This window comes from Vibrio olivae (assembly GCF_042428525.1).
In the GTDB taxonomy this organism is placed as follows: domain Bacteria; phylum Pseudomonadota; class Gammaproteobacteria; order Enterobacterales; family Vibrionaceae; genus Vibrio; species Vibrio olivae.
Window position 1 is genome coordinate 548,765 of sequence record NZ_JBHMEP010000001.1, and the last position, 14,944, is coordinate 563,708.

A 14,944-nucleotide genomic window follows, 5' to 3' on the forward strand; every position below is an offset into this window, starting at 1 on the left:
AAGGCATGCATCAAATTGCTTTCACGTGCACTTTGCAACCCCATCGACAATTTTGCAGGCATCGCACCGAATATCGATGGTGCACGTATTGGTTAGCTCAGAGTGAGTCCAAGGAATATCAGTACAATCCCGACTAGGTGGTAGAGCTGAATAAACTCGCCAAGGAACACTGCCGACAGCAAAGCGCCAAACACGGGGATAAAGTGGACAGATAAACTGGCTTTGGCAGGCCCTAAGGCTTCCACACAGCGCATGTACAATAAAAATGCGCCAATCGATGGCAGGACACCGATGTACAATAAGCTCATGAGTGAGTGAGCATTCCAAATAGGCGCGGGGCCAGTATGTAATTCCCATAAATAAAACGGAAGTAAGCACACAATCGCGATCATCATCTGGACTGACATTAAGCCCAAACGATTGAGCTCGGCCGGCATGCGTTTTAAGCCTATCGTATAAATAGCCCAGCAAACCATCGCGATGAAGATGATGAAGTCACCTTGGTTGATATTGAGTTCAAGCAAGTTTGCCCAATGACCTGCGGTGACAATCGTAATGACACCGCATAAAGAGAGCACGATGCCCGCAGCAAGACGCCAGGTCATGGCAAGCCCAAAAAACAATGCACCAAATAAACTGATCAGCAGTGGAATAAACGCGTTTAAAATCGTGCCGTTGGTGGCTGGCGTTGACTGGAGCCCCCAGTAAATTAGAGAGTTAAACGCGGCGAAGCCAGTGACCGAGGTTAGCGTGATCAAGCGCCAATGGGTGAAATACAAACGCCAGTCACGGCGTATCCAACGATAGGAAAATGGCAACAAGATTAGGCTGGCGAGAATCCAACGATCAAACGAAAGAGTTATGGGTGGAAGTTCATCTCTTACGGCGCGGCCAACAATAAAATTGCCTGCCCAGAACAAAGGGGGCAGTAAGAATAGCAAGATAATCACAACCCGGCGATTAGATGATGGCTGTGCGGGTTTCACGCTTTCCATGGCGATATCTCTCCTTATCCTCTTTTTGGTGATGTGTCTATTGCCCACCCTAAGCAATGAGTGGTGCAGTAGCATGCCAATTATTGGATTGAGTGTCGAGGCATTCTTCTCTTCATTCAATGCGTTGCTGATAATAGCTTTGATCAATCTATTACCAAAAACAAACTGCGATTTAACGGAGAAAATCACTGATTTTTACTATAGTTACAAAGTAAACGACACCACGACAACCGAACATATCGATCGCGAAAATAGGAGGAAGTATGGAGTCGACGCAACACTCATTATCTGAATTGTTTGAACAACTAGGCCTAAGTGGTCATCGACAAGATATCGAGCAATTTATTGAGCAGCATAAAGGTAATGTCGGGCAGGGCGCTTTGCATCAAGCTTCGTTTTGGAATGACAGCCAAGCGAGCTTTTTGCGCCAATCCTTGGCTGAGGATGCAGATTGGGCAGAGTTGGTTGACCAACTGGATGTCATGCTGCGAAATGAATAATCCCTTAGGCCGCCGTTTAACATGGCGAGGATAGGAGTGAATTATGACGCATAGAGTGCAGCTATACTCACTGGCGACACCTAACGGGCAAAAGGTCGCTATTGCGTTAGAGGAAATGGCCCTTGAGTATGACGCGCACGCCGTGGATTCATGTGTCGGTGACCAGTTCGTTGAAGAGTTTCTCAGCATCAATCCGAACAACAAAATCCCAGCAATTGTTGACCCGGTCGGCGACCATGGTCAACCGCATGCCGTCATGGAATCCGGCGCCATTTTGATTTATTTGGCTGAAAAAACAGGGCTGTTTTTACCTCAAGATGCCATACGTCGTAGTCAAACTCTGCAATGGCTGTGCTGGCAAATTGGCGGGCTTGGCCCAATGTTGGCGCAGTATGGGCATTTCAGTTATTCCGTGCCCGTGGATGAAGATGTCAGTTATGCGCAGGCTCGCTATCGTGATGAGACTCAGCACTTACTCAATGTTTTAGAAAAACACTTGGAAGGCAAGGTGTATATCATCGGTGATGAGCTCACGATTGCCGATTTTGCCATCATGCCGTGGATCGTGTGCCTTGAGCAGCACTTTCAGGCCGGTGCAGTGTTTGGTCTTGATCAATACACCAATATCAAACGTTGGGTTGAGCGACTGTTAGCTAGGCCTGCCACTGCCCGGGCGATGACAGTTTGCGCGCTTGAGTCTTTACCGTAAAACCAACTATTGCGTACGTAAAGCCACCGTTGTCGGTGGCTTTTTATTTCGTGCGACACAAAATAGTGTCATGATACCTTGGTAACAGCTTGATTTAGGATGAAAATGCAAGGTTATTTATTGACTCTACTTGCGATGTTAGCGTTTGCGGGTAACTCGATTTTAAATCGCTTGGCCCTTGCGGACGGTAGCATTGATGCCGGTTCATTTAGCGTGATTCGTTTGCTATCTGGTGCGCTATGTTTAGGCGCTTTTTACCATATAAGTCGTGCGCAGCGAATGACGCTCAATCCTCGGCACCTTGTGAAGCTAATGCCTTTTGCGCTACCGCTACTTGGCTATGCATTAAGTTTTTCCTACGCCTATTTAGATCTCACCGCGGGGACTGGGGCATTGATTTTGTTTGCCACCGTGCAACTCGTGCTGATTGCCTACCATTGGATGAGTGGCCATCGACTAACGGCTGGTGAGTGGTTTGGCGTCATGCTGGCCGTTGGCGGTTTTTGTCTACTTTTATTGCCCTCGGCAAGCCAACCTGACTTGATATCGGCGCTGTTAATGATGGTCGCTGGAATCTGCTGGGCAGTATTTACGGTAGTAGGAAAGAAAGCTGGGCAGCCATTGCGTTCAACCTACTGGGGATTTTTGGGGGCAGGGCTCATTGTGTTGGTGTTATCACCTTGGCTTGTTGAGCCCAAAGCTCTATCAACGTCTGGTGTGATATGGGCGCTGTTGTCTGGTGCTGTGATGTCGGCGATGGGGTATGTTATCTGGTATCGAGCACTGGCCTTTATTAGCGTACTGAAAGCCTCGGTGGTTCAACTGTCTGTTCCTGTGTTGTCGGTATTTGGGGGGCTTATTTGGTTACAAGAGCCGCTCAACTGGCGTTTGAGCCTAGCGAGCCTGTTGGTACTTGGAGGCATTGCCTTGGTATTTAATACACGTAAGCCTGATTAAGGATGTTTATGAGTCAGCAACCTATTGTTTTAATTACGGGCGGTGGTCGAGGCATTGGCGCGGCCACCGCAAGATTGTTTGCCCAAAACGGATATCACGTTGCGGTTAATTATCTATCGAATCATCAAGCGGCCAATGCATTGGTCGAAGAACTGCGCAAGATGGGCGCCAATGCGATAGCCATTCAAGCAGATGTTGCAGTGGAGTCGCAAGTGGCACGGCTATTTGACAAGGTGATTGAGCAATTCGGCGTGCCTACGGTACTGGTCAACAATGCGGGTGTTTTGCATCAACAAAGCCGAATGGATCAGATTTCAGCCGAGCGTTTTCAACAAGTGTTGCTTGCCAATACCATGAGCTGCTTTTTGTGTGCCAAGCAAGCGGTATTAAAAATGTCGACGCGTTATGGAGGGCGAGGTGGCGCGATTATTAACGTTTCATCGGGAGCGGCATTGAGCGGGTCGCCTAATGAATACGTCGACTATGCGGCGTCAAAAGGCGCGATGGATACACTGACACGTGGTCTCGCTTTAGAAGTCGCGCAAGAAGGGATTCGAGTTAATGGTGTTCGTCCAGGGCTGATTTACACCGAGATGCATGCGAGTGGTGGGGAACCAGAGCGCGTGGAGCGTCTTCAGCATAAGATTCCTCTCGGACGAGGTGGTGAGGCGCATGAAGTGGCGCAAGCCATCTTCTGGTTAGCCAGTGAAAATGCCTCATTTGTTACGGGCAAATTTATTGACACGACAGGCGGTTTGTAACCGCACCAAGTTAGTGGGCCGCTGTAGCGGCCTATAGCCTAACGAAACTCCGACGGCGTGCGGGATGTAAAGCGCTTAAACTTGGTGCTGAAGTAGTTACTGTCTTTGTAGCCGACTTCAAACGCGATGTCAGTAATCGATAAATCAGAGTAATGTAACAAGTCCATCGCTTTATTAATTCGCACACGATGTACATAGTTATTAAATGATAAATTAGTGACTTGTTTGATTCGACGACTGAGCGTTCGCGAGGAAATCGAAAAGCGTTCAGAAATATCGCCGACTTGAAAATCTTGTTGGTAGTTGGCCTGAATCCAATCAATAATTTTAAGGATACAGTTATCGTGTTCGTTATTGGATTTGGCTGTCAAACGTCCCCGAGAGATCTCCACCACGAGTTGTTGAAACAAAGCTTCGCTCATCAAGCGAGACTCTAGGGTGTTATGTTGTGATTCTTGTTGTAGTTGATTCACTAACAGATTGACCCGTTTCATATTTTCAGAAGCGACAAACCAACTGTTATTTTTTTCGTCGTCTCTAGGCAGAAGATGTTTGAGCAGCGGCGAATAAGATAACCTTGTTTTTTTAAACAAAACATTAGTCAAATATAGGTTGTCGACCTCTTCGAGTAGATGGCGATCTCTCGGTGTAACGTAACAGATGTAATTTTGCGATAGGTTTGTTGGCACATCATTAATCACATGCTGTCCCGCTCCTTTCGTTACAATCACCAGTTCATAAAAATCGTGACTGTGTTCAGGATAATTTTCCTGCGGAGCGCGGACCTCAGTGGAAACGGCAGCGTCAGAATGTTCAAAAAACTCATCGCTATTAAGTTGAAACATTTTCATTGTTATCCATTTCAAACTCACAGGTAAGTTAACAAATTTTGACCACAAAGCAGTGATATAAATCATGGAAAAATAGACACTTATTACTAATGTCTGTTTCTGTGATCTGGATGTATTTTGTACAGCTTGCTATGACATTGAACTCTCAAAAATTAGAACAACTAACCCCACTCAATAAGCGCTTGGATTTTCATTGTTGGGGTAGGGCCGCTTTTGTGACCAGGTCACACTAGGTGAGTGTCGCCAGCAACAGTCAAGAGGCACACTTGCTGGCGACGCTGGGTGATTTATAGATAAGTACGCAAGTACTCCGACAGGCATAAAATCGCCATTGCTTGTCCATAAGGCATTGAGGTCAGTGGGATCTGGCGATAATAATCAAGATCACTGCCCATTGCAGTACCAAATGACACGTTCACTAATTCACCGTCGCGGTTGATGTATTCCTCGACTAACGCATCCACTGCTTTATGTGCTAATGGTGCATATTGCTCATCGATATAACGTTTACGGACAGCTTTTAGGATGCCGTAGGCAAAGCCTGCCGTTGCAGAGGCTTCAACGTAAGAGCTTTGATCGTCAAGCAGCGTGCACCACAATCCGTTGGGTTGCTGGCAGTTTGCGAGCATCTCGACCTGACGGTTAAGAATATGCAGTAGATGGCGTCGAAATGCATCGTGCTCTGGAAGGTCGAGCAATTCTAAAAAGTCTGGAATGACGATGGTAACCCAGCTATTTCCTCGAGCCCATCGAGCATCGGCAAAGTTATGGTTGCCATCAAATGTCCAACCATGATACCAAGCGCCAGTTTGACGGTCAGTTAAGTACTGGATATGGGTTAAGAACTGATATTTCGCTTCTTCAACATACTCAGGTTTGTTCAGCAATAAACCAATTTTAGTCAGCGGCATGACACTCATCATCAGTGTGTCATCCCACATCTGCTGAGTGTTCTCACTGTTGTAAACAATGTGTTGAATTCCGCCGCTTTGCGTTCGTGGCATCTGATACATCACATACTCAGCCCAAGTTTCCAAATAGGGGATCAGCGATTGGTCTCCAGTTTCTTCGTAGCGATAGGCGAGCGTCAAAAACGGGCACACGGTATTCACGTTTTTGGTGGCTTGCTCCTCGGCAAAACGGTCTTCAAACCACTCGTCGATAATATTCAAAACGTTGAGATCGTTGGTCTGCTGATAGTATTTGTACATTCCGTAAAGGCCAATCCCGTGCGTCCACTCCCAACCGGCCCAGCCTTTGGTATCAATCGTACGGCCATCATCAAGGTGTAACAGGAACTCACCAGTGTCATCTTGAATATTAATCAGGTTATCGATGAGGCTGGTAATTTTGTCCACGATCAAGCTGCGCGTATGTGGGCGCTCTGTTCGGCGAAGTAAGGCACTGTGTTTAACCGGAAAAACTTTCATAATAATCCTCAGAATTCAGTTACATCACACCAAGAAGTCTTGGTAAAAATAGCGTTAATTCAGGTAGATAGGTAATACAAATTAAAACGATGATAATGGCGATATAGAACGGCATTAAAGGCTTAATTAAGCTCTCGACTTTTACTTGACCGACGCTTGCACCCACATATAAACCACTGCCGACAGGAGGAGTAATGGTTCCGATTGCAAGGTTATAAACCATCAAAATGCCAAAATGCACCGGATCGACGCCAATCTTCTGCACAATTGGCAATAGTATGGGCGTGAAGATCAAGATGGCAGGGCCGATATCCATAAATGCGCCAACGATCAGCATAAACAGTGTAATCACTAACATGATCACCATCGGATTCTCAGAAATGCCTAGAATCATTGTGCTCAATGCGCCGGGGATGCCTGTCATCGACATCGCAAACGACATTGCAGAAGAGGTCGCCAGCAAGAACATAATGACGCCCGTCATCACAAAGGTTTGTATTAAAATCTTAGGGAGCTGTTTCCAGCTTAAGGTTTTGTATAAAAACACGGTGAGAAAAACCGTGTAAACCACGGCTACCGCTGAGGCTTCAATGGCTGTGAAGATGCCTTTAACAATCCCTCCGACGATAATGACCACCAACAGTAAGCTCGGTACCGCATCCTTAAAAACTTGCCACGCAGCGCCTTTTTGCAACGTAAAGAAGTTACGGTAATTGTTGCGTTTAGCGACGACATAAGTCACTAACATACAACCGATTCCCCATAAACTGCCGGCCACTAAACCGCCAGCAAATAATGCCGCGATTGAGGTACCGCCACTGGCTAACGCATAGAGGATAAAGGCCGTGGTTGGTGGGATTAGCATGCCTGTGGGCGCAGAGGCAATGTTGACCGCGGAGGCGAAGTTACGGTTGTAACCTTCTCTGGCGCTCATTGGTATCATTACGCCGCCGATTGACGTGGAAGCGGCAATCGCTGAGCCAGAGACCGCTCCAAACATCATGTTACCGGCAATATTGGTGTAAGACAGTGAGCCTGGTACCCGTCCTGTAAATAGCTTGGCAAAGTTGACTAAACGAGTCGCGATGCCGCCGTTGTTCATTATGACCCCAGAAAGAATAAAGAAGGGGACGGCAAGCAACGCAAAGCTATCCAGACTGGAAAACATTTTTTGCGCCGTCGTGAACATCGCAATATCAAAAGGCAACACCAGCATCACAGTACTGCCAGAGGCAATAACAATGCATAAGCCAATCGGTGTGCCTAACGCCAGCAACACAACGAAGATACCCACAAGCAGGCTGGCAGCAATGATAGGATCAACCATGAGAGTCCTCCTTGAGCACGGCCGTTGGCTCGAGTTGCTCTGCATGACGCTCTTTAATCATGTCAACGATGTTGAGCACACAGTAAATGATGGTAAGCCCCCCCGAGAGAGGCAACGCGTAATAGACTTTGCCCATCGATAATTTGAGTACCGGAGAGATTTGCATCATGGCGTTATTTGATACTTTCATTCCACCGATGATTAGGATGTAGATGGCGAATAAAATGAACACCACTTGAATGACAATGTTCCAATAAGCGGTTAACTGTTTTGGGCATTTATCCAGAAACAGAGTCAGGCTGATGTGTTCTCGTTTCCCTGCGACATACGCAAGCCCTATGACGGAAATCCACACCAGAGAAAAACGTAAAAACTCTTCTGAAAATGTGCTCGGAGAGTTAAAAAGATAGCGGCTTATGACTTGCCAACAGGCGACACCGACCATCAATGTAGACAAGACACAGGCAAATATCTCAATGCTTTTGTCGAGCCACCAACGTAATTTATTCATGACGACCTCGGAAATAAATGGGCGCAGACAGCAGAGCGCCCAACACGATTATTGACTGACTGCCGCGATTTTTTTATACAAGGAGAACACTTCCGGTTTGTTCTCTAGCTTGTCATAAATTGGCTGAACGGCTTGTTTGAACGGCGTTTGATCAATGTTGTAAAACTTAACGCCAAATTGTTCTTTGGCCAGCTTTCGTGTTTTCTCCATTTCGACTTTCCACGCTTGTTTTTCAATATCGACGGATTCGTCGATGGCCTCGGTTAATGCGCGGTATTGATCTGGGGTGAGTTTGTTTTTGGTCAGGTTGCTCATGACGACGATATCGGGAATTCGAGTATGCATGTCGTAAGAGTAATATTTAGCGACTTCACCGTGGCGAGCGATAGTCAGTACGAATTCGTTATTTTCTGCACCATCAAGAATGCCTTGTTGGAGTGAGGTATAGACCTCAGCTTGGCTCATGGCAATTGGAGAAGCGCCAAGCAATTTCATGGTTTCAATCGCCGTTTCACTTTGCATGACACGAATTTTTTTGCCCTTGAGGTCACTGAGCTTCTCTACAGGGCCTTTTGCCATATAGAAGTTACGTGCCCCCGAGTCATACCATGCGACCCCAGTAAAGCCTTGCGCTGCAGTTGATTGATAAACCGGATTCATGATGTCGGGGTTATCCATCACCTGATAGTAGTTTTCTTCTGAGTCAAATAAATAGGGAAGCGAGAAAACGCCGTACAGCGGAGAAAAGCTTTCCAGTAATCCAGAGGAGACTTTAGTGATATCAATGGCGCCGACTTGGGCCATTTCGACCAATTCTCTTTCGCCACCTAATTGGCTGTCTGGAAAATACTGTATTCTGACTTCGCCATTGGTTTTTTGTTCAACAGCGTCACCAATGTACTTCAATGCATCTTTTACGGGCTGACTATTTTCAGCGTACGCTAACTTAAGGACGGTTTGTGCATGGGCAACTGAGAGGGTTGGCAGAATTAACATTGAAGTAAGTAGTAACTTCAATGGGGTACGGAGTGTCGACATAAGTCCTCCATTAAGGATATAGGGGTTATTTTTGATTTATGTTTGGCTAATCGCATCGTAATGCGCTTCATGTTCTACACGCTATGTTGTCAGCTTGAACATTTGGCCACCTTTGAAAATCCGCCAGTCAAATATCAAAGCTGACGTTTTTCGCCCGCCCAAAAGATGGGCATCACAAATCTAAAAAATCCGTATATCGCGAGAGGGTTTTCTGCGCAAAAGAAAAGCCAAGTATCAGGTCGACACTTGGCTTAATAATGTGGGGGAATGTTTTTTGAAAAAGCGTGAATTATGCCGCCGCTTTAAACTTTGCTAAAAACTCTGCTTTACGTTGATTGAATCGGTCCACTAAATCGTCGACGGCCGCTTGTTCATAAGGCTTAAGGCCGGTGGCGACCATACGTTTACAGCCTGTACCTACGGTTTCTTCCCCTTCTTTGAAGGCGAAGTTCATCGTGACGATACCGCGTTTACCTTCGACATCAAATGTCGCGTCAGTAAATGTCACTTCTGGTTTGTGCAAATCCAAGCGGCTGAATTCGACTTCCATGCTCTCATAAATGACCAGTGGACGTTGGCAGTTGATCATGACCTGCTGCTGCTCCATCAATGGCACCATAATATGCGGGAAGTTCATGCCGGAAAATTGCACATAGTTGGTGACAACGTGCTCGATAAATTCAGCATCATGGCTGACTGAGCCTTCGCGAGTCATGCGCAAGTATTCTTTGCCATTTTCATCAATGACAGCGGCTTGTTTCTTACACTGCTGCTCGATATTAAGAGCAATACCATCGCCCACCATTCCCGCAAATTCGAAGCGCATTTTTTGGCTGATGCCTTGCTGTTTGAGCAATACAGCGAACAAAAGATCACCAGGAACGCAAAAACGTTTGCTGTCTTCATCGTGAATAGGGTTGAAATCTCCCGCGACTTTTTTAGCAAAATGGCTGGCTTGCTCGCGAGTGAACTGGAATTGCTGATCTGAACATGAAAAATAAGGTGATAGAAACATAATTGACACTAAGTAACCAAAACTGCAAAGCAGTATATACAAACTTTTGCTGTTTAATGGTCTATCCAGATGGAAAATCTCAACTTTCGTTGAGTTTCGTCGTGACCTTCAGCGCAAATTTTCGATATCAAACCCTGAGTCTATAAGGGTTTGATATGAGTTTCTGTCATAAATGTGAGATTAATTGAGTCTTCTTGTTCCATGCTCAGACTCGTAGTAATTACTGAGATGATTTCTGCTGCGGCTTTTTATTGATGCGTTGCCATTTGAGTGAGCCGTTAGTTTCGAAATCATTGGCTGCTTTGCATTCCATGTAGTAAACACCGACCTGAATAATGGCGCCAAATGAATAGGCTTGGTCTTGGTAGTAGCAGACTCGTTCGGCTATTTTCCCTGTATCTAAGCTGACAATCGGCGCCGGTGCGGTATGCGCGACTTGGGCAGTACTCGAAAAGGACATCAAACCGAAAACAAACAGTAGGGGACGGAACATAAGTCATTCCTTTTTGTTGAACGTTAACCAAATTTACGTTGATAACGAGGTAGCATGCTTTCATTTCCCAGTACACCACCTTGATGAATATAGACTAATGACGTCCGCGATTGGTTTGGTAGCCAATCCATCAAGCAGCGCCACATCATGGGATCATACAGTAGGTCAAATTCGACTTGAGTGGCGGTGAAGAGCGATTGCCATATTTTATAATCTTGTTTATCGAGCTTACCGAAGTGGTGTTTATTATCCAGCGTTAGAATGTGAGGATGTGATTTTTCGCCAAGCGATTGAAATTGTTTCACCAAATACGCTTCACCGCCGACGCATGGGCAGGTCACAACTTGGATATCGTGGGAAGCGAGCGCTTTGTGCAAATACAGAGCCGTTGTCCCGGTACCAGAGGGCAGAGCAACAATGGTGTTCTGGCGAACGCTTGGGCTTATTTGGGTTAATAACTCGCGAGCTAACTGCTCTACGCCATATTGTGCCCACTGAGATCGTCCGCCTTCAGGGACACATAAACACTGCTGGTCTGGGCGACGTACATTCTCAATATATTCAGCTGGCTGAGTCTCGGTCACGATGATCCGAGCGCCAAGCGCGAGCGCAGCGCGGTAGTTACCGGTTGGAGACGCTGTTAACCATTGTGGGATGCGCGCCACGTAGTATTCCAGTTGCCAACCTTTGAGCTTTGCCAGCGCGGCAAGTGAGTACAACGAATTGGCTTGGACACTGCCGTAACCAATCAGTGTTGTGATGTCAGATGGTAGGGTGGTATCAAGTAACCAAGCCAATTTGCGAGCTTTATTACCACTAAATTGGGGATGCAACTGATCATCTCTTTTCAGGGCAAAGTGAATATCACCAAATTGATGATAGGTCATTGGGCTTTGTGCGAGTTTCATCGTATGAACTGTTAGGAACCTTATAGCGACATAGTAATGAATTTCTCGCTGAGGATCAGTGATGAGATGATTTGAGGGGATAAAAAGACAAAAAAAAGCCCGAATAACAGTTCGGGCATATACAAACATAGGAGTTAATTAAGAAAAAAGCAGCGCAAATAAACAAGTAGTCACGTTGGGAATTAAGGATATGACGGCCTCTAAACTCTCAATGCTCTGCCGACTACACAAATTCAGACCGAGGGAAAAGCAAACAGTTCCCTATGGCGCCAAAAAAAATTCAAAAAAATTTGCTATTCCACTTTGAAGCCCGCTATTCGACGCATTTTATTCTGGTCTGACCAATGTTTGATTTTGTGATGTTAATTGCTTGTTAATTAAATGTGTCGATTGTATATTTCAAACAAGCGTTTGATTTGGGTGATTGGAATGGCAATTAAAAACACCACCAAAGACAGAATACTGGATGTTGCGGAAGGGCTGTTTGCTGAGCATGGCTTTAACGATACCTCTCTACGGGTGATTACAAGTAAAGCAGGGGTGAACTTAGCATCAGTCAATTATCACTTTGGGGACAAGAAAACCTTGGTGAGAGCCGTGCTTAACCGTTACCTCGAAGCGTTTATGCCCGCGCTCCAAGATGCTTTGATTACACTTAATCTAAACAAAAACTACAGCATGGCGGACGTATTTGAGTCGTTACGTGAACCGCTACGCTCGTTAAATAATGTTAGGCCGAACGGAACAAGTCGCTTTATGTCTTTGATTGGACGTGGGTACACCGATGTGCAGGGCCATTTACGCTGGTTTATTACGACTCGTTATCAACAAACGCTGACGCTGTTTACTGACAGTGTGCTGAAGGCGAATCCTAAGTTGGATCCAGAAACGCTGTTTTGGCGTTTACATTTTACTTTAGGAACTTGCGTTTTCACCATGGCGTCAAGCCAAGCGTTATCGGAAATTGCACAAAGTAACTTTGGGCATGAAGTCGATATTAAAGCGGTTGTCGACCATTTAATCATCTATTTAGCTGCGGGCGTTGGCGCTGAATAAGACAAAACATAATAACAATACAACGTGATACCAAAACGTGAACAAAAGGATCGGAACATGAGCTCTCTACGAAGAAAATGGGTCAGCGACCCAGCATTTAAATTGTTTAAGAAAGTGCTGCCTCCTCTTTCAGACACCGAAAAAGAGGCCATGGAAGCGGGCAGTGTTTGGTGGGATGGTGAATTATTTTCAGGTTCACCTGACTTTCAAAAGCTGCATCACTATCCGAAACCGACGCTCAGTGATGAAGAACAAGCGTTTATCGATAATCAGCTAGAAACGCTACTCGAAATGCTTGATGACCATAAAATCATTAAGCAAGACCGAGATTTACCGAAAGAAGTGTGGGATTACCTTCGCAAAGAACGCTTTTTCTCTCTGATTATTTCGAAAGAGTATGGAGGGCGTGCATTTTCTTCGCTGGCGAACTCAACCATTGTGTCGCGGATTGCGACGCGAAGCATCAGTACTGCCGTGACCGTCATGGTGCCTAACTCACTCGGCCCGGGTGAGTTGCTCACGCACTACGGTACTCAAGAGCAAAAAGATTATTGGCTACCGCGTTTGGCTGATGGTACCGACATCCCCTGTTTCGCGTTAACTGGCCCAGAAGCGGGGTCGGATGCGGGTGGGATTCCTGACCAAGGTGTTGTCTGTTATGGCACCCACGAAGGTAAAGAAGTGCTGGGCGTTCGTTTAAATTGGAACAAGCGCTATATCACGCTCGCGCCGGTAGCCACGGTACTTGGGTTGGCATTTAAGATGTCTGATCCAGAAGGGCTGCTTGGTGATAAGCGCGATCTTGGCATTACTTGTGCGTTAATTCCGGCTTCACATTCTGGGGTGGAGATTGGTGAACGTCACGATCCTCTTGGATTAGCATTCATGAACGGGCCGACACGCGGACAAGATGTATTTATTCCAATGGATTGGCTGATTGGCGGCGCAGATTATGCGGGCAAAGGTTGGCGTATGCTGGTGGAGTGTTTATCGGCTGGGCGCGGAATTTCACTGCCTGCATTAGGGACGGCGATTGGACACTTGACCGCAAGAACAACCGGCGCTTACGCCTATGTTCGTAAACAATTTGGTATGTCGATTGGCAAATTTGAAGGCGTCGCTGAAGCATTGGGTCGTATTGGGGGCATGACGTATCTACTCGAAGCCACTCGTACCATGACCACGACCGCTTTAGATATGAAAGAAAAGCCTGGTATCGTTACCGCGATTGCTAAATACCATATGACGGAAATTGCGCGGGGCCTTTTAAATGATTCAATGGATATCCATTCCGGGCGAGCAATTCAAGATGGACCAATGAATTATTTAGCCACGCACTACTTGGGTATTCCCGTTGCGATTACCGTGGAAGGGGCTAATATTCTAACGCGTAACCTGATGATCTTTGGCCAAGGTGCCACACGCTGCCACCCTTATGTTCTCAAAGAGATGGATGCTGCTGCAAACCCCGATGAGCAGCAAGGGGCGAAAGAATTTGATACGTTACTGTTTAAACACATTAAACATGCGACAAAAAATACCTTTGGGGCATTAAGCGCGGCGCTCACCGGCTCTGCATTTATTAAAGCAGACATGAGTGGGCCAACAAAACGCTACTACAAAGATTTGACGCGCTTAAGCCGAGCGCTTGCGGTGAGTGCGGATTTTGCCATGCTCACGCTGGGTGGGGAATTAAAGCGTAAAGAAATGATTTCAGCGCGTTTGGGTGATGCTCTAAGCTTCCTATACATGGCGTCGGCAGTGCTGAAAAAATATGAGGAAGAAGGACGTCAGCAGCAGGACCTCGATTACGTTCATTATGCCGTTCAGCACTGTCTTCACAAAGCGTCAGACGCTCTGCAACAAGCTTATCAAAACTACCCAAGTAAAGCGGTTGGACGTTTCATGAAGGCGGTTGTTTTCCCGATTGGGAATCACTTTAGAGCACCAAGTGATGATTTAACCGTCCGTCTTGCAGAAAGTTTGATGACTCCAGGCGCACACCGAGACCGTTTAACCAAACTGTGTTACATCGGTCAGCAAGCGGATGATAGCGTTGGTTTAATGGAACAGGCCTTTATTGCGATGTATGGGGTTAAACCGTTAGAGCGTAAACTTGCTCGCGCGGCAAAAGAAGGGAAAGTCGCACGTAAAGGACCATTACAAGAACGCTTAGCGCAAGCCTTAGAAGTAGGAATTTTATCGCAAGAAGAGGTGAATCAGATAAATCACGCAGATAAGCTTCGCTACCGAGCGATTCAGGTTGATCATTTCAGTCATGACTTTAGTGAGGTCAGAACGGAACAAACCGCAAAGAAGCCCAAGTTGAATAATGTCGCTTGAGTGTTTTATGAACTAAGCTATCAAGGCACCTCTGTGAGGTGCCTTCCTAT

Annotated in this window: 15 protein-coding genes; 6 read left to right on the forward strand and 9 right to left on the reverse strand. The window is 46.2% G+C overall.

All coding sequences use genetic code 11. From position 1 onward, the window contains the following. Positions 1-92: 92 nt before the first annotated feature. Positions 93-995, reverse strand: coding sequence for a DMT family transporter (locus ACFFUV_RS02590; RefSeq protein ID WP_390189464.1), 903 nt, complete (start codon positions 993-995; stop codon positions 93-95). 263 nt (positions 996-1,258) lie between these two features. Between ACFFUV_RS02590 and ACFFUV_RS02595 the strand changes: the two genes are divergently transcribed. The 4 genes from ACFFUV_RS02595 to ACFFUV_RS02610 all read left to right on the forward strand — a co-directional run bounded on the left by ACFFUV_RS02595 (position 1,259) and on the right by ACFFUV_RS02610 (position 3,922). After that, entirely contained in the window at positions 1,259-1,495 is a 237-nt protein-coding gene (locus tag ACFFUV_RS02595; RefSeq protein WP_390189465.1) for a DUF2789 domain-containing protein, read from the forward strand. A 43-nt stretch (positions 1,496-1,538) separates the two neighbouring features. Beyond that, positions 1,539-2,204, forward strand: a complete 666-nt coding sequence (locus ACFFUV_RS02600) for a glutathione binding-like protein (protein WP_390189467.1) — start codon at positions 1,539-1,541, stop codon at positions 2,202-2,204. Positions 2,205-2,309: 105 nt separating this feature from the next. Then, the gene (locus tag ACFFUV_RS02605) at positions 2,310-3,161 is read left to right on the forward strand and encodes a DMT family transporter (protein WP_390189468.1); all 852 of its coding nucleotides are present in this window, start codon (positions 2,310-2,312) and stop codon (positions 3,159-3,161) included. 8 nt (positions 3,162-3,169) lie between these two features. Beyond that, on the forward strand, positions 3,170-3,922 hold the full coding sequence (locus tag ACFFUV_RS02610) for an SDR family oxidoreductase (RefSeq protein ID WP_390189469.1): 753 nt from the start codon (positions 3,170-3,172) through the stop codon (positions 3,920-3,922). A 38-nt stretch (positions 3,923-3,960) separates the two neighbouring features. Here ACFFUV_RS02610 and ACFFUV_RS02615 read toward each other — a convergent pair whose 3' ends face one another. The 8 genes from ACFFUV_RS02615 to ACFFUV_RS02650 all read right to left on the reverse strand — a co-directional run bounded on the left by ACFFUV_RS02615 (position 3,961) and on the right by ACFFUV_RS02650 (position 11,495). Further along, positions 3,961-4,773 carry a helix-turn-helix domain-containing protein gene (locus tag ACFFUV_RS02615; RefSeq protein ID WP_390189470.1) on the reverse strand — a complete coding sequence of 271 codons (813 nt, stop codon included), beginning with the start codon at positions 4,771-4,773 and terminating at the stop codon, positions 3,961-3,963. 287 nt (positions 4,774-5,060) lie between these two features. Then, the gene (bglB, locus tag ACFFUV_RS02620; protein WP_390189471.1) at positions 5,061-6,203 is read right to left on the reverse strand and encodes a beta-galactosidase BglB; all 1,143 of its coding nucleotides are present in this window, start codon (positions 6,201-6,203) and stop codon (positions 5,061-5,063) included. 19 nt (positions 6,204-6,222) lie between these two features. Continuing rightward, positions 6,223-7,530, reverse strand: a complete 1,308-nt coding sequence (locus ACFFUV_RS02625; protein WP_390189472.1) for a TRAP transporter large permease — start codon at positions 7,528-7,530, stop codon at positions 6,223-6,225. Next, positions 7,523-8,041: a TRAP transporter small permease gene (locus ACFFUV_RS02630; protein ID WP_390189473.1), complete on the reverse strand. Its 519-nt coding sequence runs from the start codon at positions 8,039-8,041 to the stop codon at positions 7,523-7,525. Before ACFFUV_RS02630 ends, ACFFUV_RS02625 begins: the two co-directional genes overlap by 8 nt. Positions 8,042-8,089: 48 nt before the next feature. After that, the gene (locus ACFFUV_RS02635; RefSeq protein ID WP_390189474.1) at positions 8,090-9,079 is read right to left on the reverse strand and encodes a TRAP transporter substrate-binding protein; all 990 of its coding nucleotides are present in this window, start codon (positions 9,077-9,079) and stop codon (positions 8,090-8,092) included. A gap of 289 nt (positions 9,080-9,368) precedes the next feature. Then, positions 9,369-10,094: a DUF3581 domain-containing protein gene (locus ACFFUV_RS02640; RefSeq protein ID WP_390189475.1), complete on the reverse strand. Its 726-nt coding sequence runs from the start codon at positions 10,092-10,094 to the stop codon at positions 9,369-9,371. Positions 10,095-10,314: 220 nt separating this feature from the next. After that, positions 10,315-10,587 carry a DUF1496 domain-containing protein gene (locus tag ACFFUV_RS02645; RefSeq protein WP_390189476.1) on the reverse strand — a complete coding sequence of 91 codons (273 nt, stop codon included), beginning with the start codon at positions 10,585-10,587 and terminating at the stop codon, positions 10,315-10,317. Positions 10,588-10,610: 23 nt separating this feature from the next. Further along, positions 10,611-11,495: a pyridoxal-phosphate dependent enzyme gene (locus ACFFUV_RS02650; protein WP_390189477.1), complete on the reverse strand. Its 885-nt coding sequence runs from the start codon at positions 11,493-11,495 to the stop codon at positions 10,611-10,613. A 429-nt stretch (positions 11,496-11,924) separates the two neighbouring features. Between ACFFUV_RS02650 and psrA the strand changes: the two genes are divergently transcribed. After that, positions 11,925-12,551, forward strand: coding sequence for a TetR family transcriptional repressor PsrA (psrA, locus tag ACFFUV_RS02655; RefSeq protein WP_390189478.1), 627 nt, complete (start codon positions 11,925-11,927; stop codon positions 12,549-12,551). 57 nt (positions 12,552-12,608) lie between these two features. Beyond that, positions 12,609-14,894 (forward strand): acyl-CoA dehydrogenase, encoded by a 2,286-nt coding sequence (locus ACFFUV_RS02660; RefSeq protein ID WP_390189479.1) that lies wholly within the window; start codon positions 12,609-12,611, stop codon positions 14,892-14,894. Positions 14,895-14,944: the final 50 nt, after the last annotated feature.

What these genes read in the sequence shown, in the direction of transcription:
- ACFFUV_RS02590 (WP_390189464.1), bottom strand. Translation starts at nt 995, where the DNA reads ATGGAAAGCGTGAAACCCGCACAGCCATCATCTAATCGCCGGGTTGTG.
- ACFFUV_RS02595 (WP_390189465.1), top strand. Translation starts at nt 1,259, where the DNA reads ATGGAGTCGACGCAACACTCATTATCTGAATTGTTTGAACAACTAGGC.
- ACFFUV_RS02600 (WP_390189467.1), top strand. Translation starts at nt 1,539, where the DNA reads ATGACGCATAGAGTGCAGCTATACTCACTGGCGACACCTAACGGGCAA.
- ACFFUV_RS02605 (WP_390189468.1), top strand. Translation starts at nt 2,310, where the DNA reads ATGCAAGGTTATTTATTGACTCTACTTGCGATGTTAGCGTTTGCGGGT.
- ACFFUV_RS02610 (WP_390189469.1), top strand. Translation starts at nt 3,170, where the DNA reads ATGAGTCAGCAACCTATTGTTTTAATTACGGGCGGTGGTCGAGGCATT.
- ACFFUV_RS02615 (WP_390189470.1), bottom strand. Translation starts at nt 4,773, where the DNA reads ATGAAAATGTTTCAACTTAATAGCGATGAGTTTTTTGAACATTCTGAC.
- bglB (WP_390189471.1), bottom strand. Translation starts at nt 6,203, where the DNA reads ATGAAAGTTTTTCCGGTTAAACACAGTGCCTTACTTCGCCGAACAGAG.
- ACFFUV_RS02625 (WP_390189472.1), bottom strand. Translation starts at nt 7,530, where the DNA reads ATGGTTGATCCTATCATTGCTGCCAGCCTGCTTGTGGGTATCTTCGTT.
- ACFFUV_RS02630 (WP_390189473.1), bottom strand. Translation starts at nt 8,041, where the DNA reads ATGAATAAATTACGTTGGTGGCTCGACAAAAGCATTGAGATATTTGCC.
- ACFFUV_RS02635 (WP_390189474.1), bottom strand. Translation starts at nt 9,079, where the DNA reads ATGTCGACACTCCGTACCCCATTGAAGTTACTACTTACTTCAATGTTA.
- ACFFUV_RS02640 (WP_390189475.1), bottom strand. Translation starts at nt 10,094, where the DNA reads ATGTTTCTATCACCTTATTTTTCATGTTCAGATCAGCAATTCCAGTTC.
- ACFFUV_RS02645 (WP_390189476.1), bottom strand. Translation starts at nt 10,587, where the DNA reads ATGTTCCGTCCCCTACTGTTTGTTTTCGGTTTGATGTCCTTTTCGAGT.
- ACFFUV_RS02650 (WP_390189477.1), bottom strand. Translation starts at nt 11,495, where the DNA reads ATGAAACTCGCACAAAGCCCAATGACCTATCATCAATTTGGTGATATT.
- psrA (WP_390189478.1), top strand. Translation starts at nt 11,925, where the DNA reads ATGGCAATTAAAAACACCACCAAAGACAGAATACTGGATGTTGCGGAA.
- ACFFUV_RS02660 (WP_390189479.1), top strand. Translation starts at nt 12,609, where the DNA reads ATGAGCTCTCTACGAAGAAAATGGGTCAGCGACCCAGCATTTAAATTG.